Consider the following 5,192-nt stretch of genomic DNA (forward strand, 5'->3'; position numbering starts at 1 on the left):
TTTGCGTCGACCGAACCGTGATAACCGTGCGGCGTCGACCGAACCGAGGCGCACCGCGCCCGGGGCGAAAAAAGACTCTCCGCGAACCCGGCAGAGCCCGGTTACCCTTGCTACGTTTCCGTCCTGGGGGAGTTGGCCTGGATGCCGCCTCGCGGAGAGCTGACTCCAGTCTAGGGCATCGCGTCGCCCCGGCGGATCCGGCCCGGGTTCCCAGCACACGCGCGGCGAGCAGGTCGGATGCGGGCGTTACGATCGGATGACGCGGGCGACGAGGCCCGCGCCGCACCCCCGGAGGGCTGCCGATGGAGCAGACGACGACATCCGCCACTGATGACCGGACGACCGCGCCGATGAGCCCCTCCGCGTTCGCGGAGCTCACCGACGGCATCCTCACCGAGGTCTCCCGCGTGATCGACGGCAAGCCCGATGCGGTGCGCAGCGCGCTGGTCGTGCTGCTGGCCGAGGGGCACCTGCTCATCGAGGACGTGCCCGGGGTCGGCAAGACGATGCTCGCGCGGGCGTTGGCGGCGACGGTGGATGCCACGGTGCGCCGCATCCAGTTCACCCCCGACCTGTTGCCGGGTGACGTCACCGGGGTGAGCGTGTTCAACCCCGTGGAGCGCGAGTTCGAGTTCAAGCCGGGCGCCGTGTTCGCCAACATCGTGATCGCCGACGAGATCAACCGCTCCTCCCCCAAGACGCAGTCGGCCCTGCTGGAGGCGATGGAAGAGGGACAGGTCACCGTCGACGGGCGCACGCATCCGCTGCCCGACCCGTTCCTGGTGGTGGCCACGCAGAACCCGCTCGAGATGGAGGGCACGTACGCCCTGCCCGAGGCGCAGCGCGACCGGTTCATGATGCGCATCTCGATGGGCTACCCGGATCCCGCCGCCGAGGTGCAGATGCTGCGCGAGCGCGACACCGCCAACCCGCTTTCCGCGCTCACCCCGGTGCTCGACGCCCGCCGGGTGCGCGAGTTGATCTCGTGGGCGCGGCGCGTGCACGTGTCGGCGCCCGTCGAGCAGTACGCGGTCGCGCTGGCGCAGGCCACCCGCGCCCACCCCGACCTGCGCCTGGGCGCGAGCCCGCGCGCGACGCTGCAACTGGTGCGGGCCGCGAAGGTGTGGGCGGCACTCGAAGGCCGGGCGTTCGTCATCCCGGACGACATCAGCGCCCTGCTGGTGCCGGTGTTCGCGCACCGGCTCATCCCGACCCGCGCCACCAGCGTGCGCGGGCGCGGCGGCCCGGATACTGTCACCGCGATCCTGCAGCGGCTGATCGCCACGGTGCCGGTGCCGCTGTCGTCGGGGGCGTGACCGGGGATGAGGCAGGCGTGGCCGCTCACCCTCCGCGGGACCGCCGCGGGGGTTCTCGCGCTGGCCTTCTTCGTGGCATCCGCGCAACTGGGCTCGGTGCAACTGCTCGGGTTCGGGGTGTTCCTGCTCGCGCTCGTGGTGATGAGCCTGATCGCCCTGCACATCACCCGGCGCGACGTGACGCTGGCGCGCACCCCGTCGCCGCCGGCGGTGCCCGTGGGCGGTTGCACCCGGATCACCGTGCACGTGAGCGTGCGCACGGCCCTGCCGACCACCCCCGGCACCTGGGAGGACCGCGTGCCCGAGGGACTGGTCGGCCGGTCGGACGGCCGGTTTCCGGCGCTCGGCTCGGGGCTGCGTGGCGATGACCGCGCCGTCGACCTGGTGTACGACCTCGACGCCACCGAGCGCGGCGTGCACTGGTTGGGCCCGCTCGAGCTGACCATCCGCGACCCGTTCGGCATCGCCCGGCGGTGCGCCGAGGTCGGCGACACCACCCGCCTGATGGTCACCCCCGAATGCGTCGACCTGCCGCCGTTGACCGCGTTCGCCGGGGCGACCGGGGGGATGCTGCACGCCACCACCACCCGGCTCGGGCAGGGCGCCGACAACCTGGTGGCCCGGCCGTACAAACCGGGCGATTCGATGCGCCGCATCCACTGGCGCGCCACCGCGCACCGCGACACGCTCATGGTGCGGCAGGAGGAACAGGAGTCGACCCCCGAGGCGACCGTCGTGCTCGATTGCGCGCCGACGCGTTGGGGGGCGGATGCCTCGACCCGGCCGGGCGCGGATCCGCTGTTCGAGCAGGCCGTGACCGCGTGCGTGTCGGCGGCGAACGCGCTGGCCCGCGACGGCTACTCGGTGCAGGTGATCGACGCCGACGGTGCGCCGCTGTCGGAGCCGGTGCCCGGCGGCGACCACGCCGCGGTGGCGGTGCTGATCGGGCGGTTCGCGACCACCGTGGCGCACGGCACGGCCGACGTCGCCACGCTGGCGCGCATGTGGTCGGCGGCGAACACCGGGCCACTCGTGGTCATCACCGGCGTGCTGCGCCCCGCCGACGCCGACGCCCTCGCCGCCCTGCCCGGGCACAGCGCCCATCCGGTGCTGCTGACGGCCGCCCCCGTCGACGACGCGCTGGAGCGGGCTGTCGCGGCCGGCTGGTATGCGGCATCCATCGCCCCGGGAACCGACCTGCGTGAGGCGTGGGCGCGCGTCGCGCACGCGGATGCGATCGCGGGGGTGGCGCATGGTTTCGACTGAGACGCGTGCGGCGCGTAGGCAGCAGCGGCGTGAGCGTCGGGCCGGTGCGCAGCTGTCGTTGACGCTGGGCTCGTGGGCGGCGGTGCTGGCGGCGCTGGTGCCGCTGCTGGGCGTGATCGCGCCGGGCGCGTGGACGGCGGGCGCCGCCGGGGTGTCGGCCGCCGTGTTCGCCGCCGGGTTCGTGGGGCGCTGGTATCGGCTGTCGGCGGTGACGGTGGCGCTGATCGAAGCGGCGGTGTGGGTGGGGCTGGTCACCGCCATGTTCCTGAGCGCGACGGCGATCGTGTTCGTCATCCCGACGCTGCGGGCGTTGCGGCTGGTCCCCGACCTGGTGCAGCAGGCGCTCACCGAGATCGAGACCGGCATCGCGCCGTTGCAGGCGGATGCCGCGCTGTCGTTCTGCATCGTCGCCGGGGCGGGGCTGGTGGCGATCGTCGTCGACCACGTCGCGATCACGGCACGGATGCCGCTGGCGGCGGCGGTCGCGCTGGTGGCGGTGTCGCTGATTCCGTCGCTGGCCGTGTCGGGTCCGTTCGACGTGCTCGGGTTCGTGCTGCTGGCCGCGGCGATCCTGTTCCTGCTGCGGGCCGAGACCCGCACCCGGTACCGGCCGCCGCGTGCCGCGCCCACGGCCCCTGGCAGCACCTCGGCGATCGCGGTGTCGATCGGCCTGGTGGCGATGCTCGTCGCGGTGGCGGCCACTCCCCTGCTGCCCGAGCCCGCACCGCGCGCGGGCGCGGGGCTCGGCGGGGGCACCACCATCAATGCGAGCCTCGATCTGGGGCGTGATCTGCGCCGCCCCGACCCGGTGACCGTGCTCACACTGCACACGACGGCGCCGTCTGCGCCGTATCTGCGGGTGGCGACGCTGTCGCAGCTGGATGGTGCGGTGTGGAAGCCGGACGCGTTCGGGTCGACGGCCCTGAGCGCCGACCGCGGGTTCGGCCCGTTGCAGGCCGGCACCGACATCGCCTCCCGCAAGGTCACCACCCGCATCCGCATCGACGCGCTGACCGCCCGCTACCTGCCGGTGCCGTATCCGGCGGTGTCGGTGACCGGTGCGCCGTCGGGGTGGGAGGCGATGGACGCGAACCGCACCGTGGTCGCGAAGGGGGTGACCTCCTCGTCCGGCCAGGAGTACACGGTGGTCTCGCAGGAGCCGGAGCCGACGCTCGAACAGATCGAGGCGGCGGTGGCGCGGGGCACCGATCCGCGCGACACGGCGTTGTCGGGCGAGGTGCCGGCGGTGATCCGCGAGGACGCAGCCCGGATCACGGCAGGCACCGAGACCGACTACGACGCGCTCATCGCGCTGCAGTCGTGGTTCCGCGGGCCCGAGTTCGAGTACTCGCTGACGGCGCCCGCGCAGAACGGGTTCGACGGGTCGGGCATCTCGTCGGTCGCGGCATTCCTGCAGCAGAAACAGGGTTACTGCATCCACTTCGCGTCGGCGTTCGCGATCATGGCACGGGTGCTCGGGATGCCGTCGCGCATCGTGGTCGGCTATCTTCCAGGTTCTGCCGACACGGCCGCCGTGGCCGACGGCAAACCGCTGGAGTACACGGTGAGCAGCGCGCAGTTGCACGCCTGGCCGGAGGTGTTCTTCTCGGGGATCGGTTGGGTGCAGTTCGAGCCGACGAAGAGCCTGGGCGACGCGACGTCGTTCCTGCCCGAGGCGGCCGGCGGCGGCAGCCAGGCCGACCGGCCGCAGACGCCGAGTGCGTCGCCGACGGCGAAGCCGAGTCCGTCGTCGGTGCGCGATCCCGACGGGCTGCGGGCGGATGACGCGAAGACGGGCTCGTCGGCGACGGCCGGCCCGAACCTGGTGCCGTGGGCGCTCGGCGCGGCGGTGGTCGTGGTGCTGCTGCTGTTGCCGGGTCTGATCGGGGCACTGCGCCGCCGGCGGCGGACGGCGGCGGCGCGGGCAGGCGATCCGCTGGCGGCGTGGGCGGCGGTGCGCGACGTGGCGATCGACCTGGGCATCCCGGTGCCGCTGACCGAGTCGGCGCGTGCGTTCGGCACCCGGCTGGTGCGCGATCACGGCGCGCCGGATGCGCAGGCGGCGGCGCTGGTGACGGCGGTGGAGTCTGCGGCGTACGCGCCGGGCGGGGCGGATGCTGCCGCCGCCCACGCACGCGATATCGCCGAGGCGGCGCGGGCGGTGTGCGCCGGGCTGTATCTGGCGGTTTCCACGGGCCGCAGGATGCGGGCGCTGCTGTTCCCGCGTTCGCTGATCGTGCGGCCGGGGAGCGCCTACGCCCGGGCGGGAGCATCCGCACCGACCCGGTAGGATGGTGGGCGGTCCCGCGGGGCCGCCCGGAGGATTCGCCTAGTGGCCTATGGCGCACGCTTGGAAAGCGTGTTGGGTGCAAGCCCTCGGGGGTTCGAATCCCCCATCCTCCGCCATTGTCATGAGTCGCGTCATAGGTCCCACCTGAGTCGCGACTTAGGTCACTGTTTGGAAGCCCTGGGCCATCGGCCTTGGGCTTTCATCGTGTTGCGCCAGTAGGTGCGGTCGGGGTCGATGGTGTTGGTCGCGATGATCTCTCCGGTGTTCAGGTGGACGACGGTGGTGGTTTGCTGGTCGGCGAGGATGAGGACGCGTTTGCC

At 73.0% G+C, this 5,192-nt stretch carries 3 protein-coding genes, 1 tRNA gene and 1 other RNA gene; 4 read left to right on the forward strand and 1 reads right to left on the reverse strand.

All coding sequences use genetic code 11. The features are described 5' to 3' along the window. Nucleotides 1-67: 67 nt before the first annotated feature. Nucleotides 68-164: signal recognition particle sRNA small type (gene ffs, locus H577_RS17470), an RNA gene on the reverse strand. Between the two features lie 186 nt (nucleotides 165-350). Between ffs and H577_RS0113665 the strand changes: the two genes are divergently transcribed. The 4 genes from H577_RS0113665 (at nucleotide 351) to H577_RS0113680 (ending at nucleotide 4,988) form a co-directional block, all read left to right on the forward strand. After that, nucleotides 351-1,316: an AAA family ATPase gene (locus H577_RS0113665; protein ID WP_029146423.1), complete on the forward strand. Its 966-nt coding sequence runs from the start codon at nucleotides 351-353 to the stop codon at nucleotides 1,314-1,316. A gap of 6 nt (nucleotides 1,317-1,322) precedes the next feature. Beyond that, nucleotides 1,323-2,582, forward strand: a complete 1,260-nt coding sequence (locus H577_RS16610; RefSeq protein ID WP_051192047.1) for a DUF58 domain-containing protein — start codon at nucleotides 1,323-1,325, stop codon at nucleotides 2,580-2,582. Beyond that, complete coding sequence (locus tag H577_RS0113675) at nucleotides 2,569-4,872, forward strand: transglutaminase TgpA family protein (RefSeq protein WP_029146424.1); 2,304 nt, start codon at nucleotides 2,569-2,571, stop codon at nucleotides 4,870-4,872. The genes H577_RS16610 and H577_RS0113675 overlap by 14 nt, the downstream gene beginning before the upstream one ends. A gap of 28 nt (nucleotides 4,873-4,900) precedes the next feature. Continuing rightward, a tRNA-Ser gene (locus H577_RS0113680) sits at nucleotides 4,901-4,988 on the forward strand. Nucleotides 4,989-5,192: the final 204 nt, after the last annotated feature.

This window comes from Microbacterium luticocti DSM 19459, from assembly GCF_000422405.1.
Classification (GTDB): Bacteria; Actinomycetota; Actinomycetes; order Actinomycetales; family Microbacteriaceae; genus Microbacterium; species Microbacterium luticocti.